The organism is uncultured Mucilaginibacter sp. (assembly GCF_903913935.1).
In the GTDB taxonomy this organism is placed as follows: Bacteria; Bacteroidota; Bacteroidia; order Sphingobacteriales; family Sphingobacteriaceae; genus Mucilaginibacter.
In genome coordinates this window covers 1-1,844 of sequence record NZ_CAIWNH010000224.1, presented here as the reverse complement: position 1 = coordinate 1,844, position 1,844 = coordinate 1, and the positions used below count along the sequence as shown (strand labels likewise).

General features: G+C 38.2%; 2 protein-coding genes. Both read left to right on the top strand.

Translation table 11 applies throughout. The features are described from left to right. On the top strand, positions 1-1,333 hold a 1,333-nt coding region (locus QZY09_RS08645), incomplete at its 5' end, for a hypothetical protein (RefSeq protein WP_295671091.1). Further along, a partial coding sequence (locus QZY09_RS08640; RefSeq protein ID WP_295671088.1) for a hypothetical protein occupies positions 1,330-1,844 on the top strand: 515 nt, incomplete at its 3' end. The genes QZY09_RS08645 and QZY09_RS08640, both read left to right, overlap by 4 nt.

Genomic DNA, 1,844 nt, shown 5'->3' with positions numbered 1-1,844 from the left:
TGATAAAAAAACAAAAGAGGAGCAGCTACAGCAAGTAGAGTCGAAATTACAGGACGCTCTTCAATACTCTGTGGCCAATCGGGAATTGTACGATAACTTAAAAAGCGGTTTAAACCAGGAATCCACTATCAAAAATAAAATAGAACAGACCCACACCCAAATTGAAAATATTTACAAAAAAGAAGCTGTTTATAGAAGCGATATAGACGATTTTATAAAAGATATTGAGCTGAATTTAAGTTTACCAAAGCTGCTTGAATCGATAAAACAAGAAATCAGCCTTATCCTAAAAATCAAATTAGACAATCAGCAACTAGCCAATTCGAATATAACGCCTGAGCAGGTTGAGGCCATCAGCAAGACGATTATCACCTGGTTGACAGATCATAAATTATTAACAAAAGACATCGCGCTCGCGGATTTAGTGGACGCCGTCCTTGCTTCTTCGGATGGTACATCGGCAAATGACGACTACGACTTTTTAGACTTTTCGGAAGTGAAAGCACTGGAAGGCCTTTTAAATAACCGGTCCATTAATATGTTCCCCTCTCTGCATCAGCAGCATGAAGAGTTAAATTTAAGTTTAAGCCAAATTTTTGGATTCGAACTGCAAATTGAGCAAATGAGGGCGCAAATCACAGGGAGGGATTACACCTTATTAAAGGCGTTCGAGGATAATGAAGCAAATATCAGGAACTATGAAATCCAAATCATAGACCTACAAACCGGAATAAAAAATATCGAGAAACGGATCCATCAATATGATATACAAATGAGCCAGGAGCCTGATCCGAAATATGATACATTGGCCAAATTAAAGGGCTTTTTTGAGGATGTCGCCAATCGGCTGCTAAAAGTAAAGAAGCTGCAAATAGAACAAAAAATGAAGGCTGATTTAAACATCAACCTTGCTGCTTACAAGGATGTAATTGAGCGGGTTGAACTATCTGAAAGTTTAAATAATCTTACTTTTAAACTCTACCATAAGGCAGGAAACGAGATCTATTTGAACCAATTAAATACCGCTTCAAAACAAATTGTTGTTCAAGTACTGCTTAAGGCTCTCCACGAGTTTGGCGATTACGACCCGCCTGTTATGATTGATACAGTAATGGGCGTATTGGATGAAACAAGCCGATCTACGGTTTTGGAGAATTATTTCCCTGAATTATCGCACCAAACAATTCTGTTAAGTTCAGACAGCGAAATTCGGCCTGAAAAGGACTACGAAAAAATCGAACCGTTTATTTCAAAAACATTCACATTGGTAAGAAATATACAACAGCAAGAAACGCAAATTATACCAGGATACTTTAATATTCCGAGCATATGAGTATTATCAATTTTCAAAACGCACGGCAGGCTGAGGGCATAGCTGAAGAACTTTCACATATTCGGATGAAGTTGGAACAGCGGATCAATTTAAATAAATATTCGCCACGGCAAAAGCCATTAATCCTTGCGAATAACAAGATAATGCGAATTTGTTTGCTCGCTGGATTATCCTTGTCAGAAAAACGAGATTTGGTTAGCGTCGATCAAGTTCAACTTTCAAAAACAGGAAACAGGATTTTTGATACATTATTTACACTACACAATTTGACGCTGATCTATTCGGCGATGCTTAAATTAAGGTATAAGGATTTACAAGTAGATTGGGAAAACCAGGCGCTCAAAAGCAAAATAATCAACGCGGAAATATTACGCGGCGCTACGTATCTGGCAAACAATAATGCGCTAGAAGACTATCTAGCGACTGCCGGTAATTCTGGTGCCCGTTCAGGTGCTTCTGCCGGCATACCGTTTTTAAATCTAAACATTGGTAATTATGAAGATGATATTCC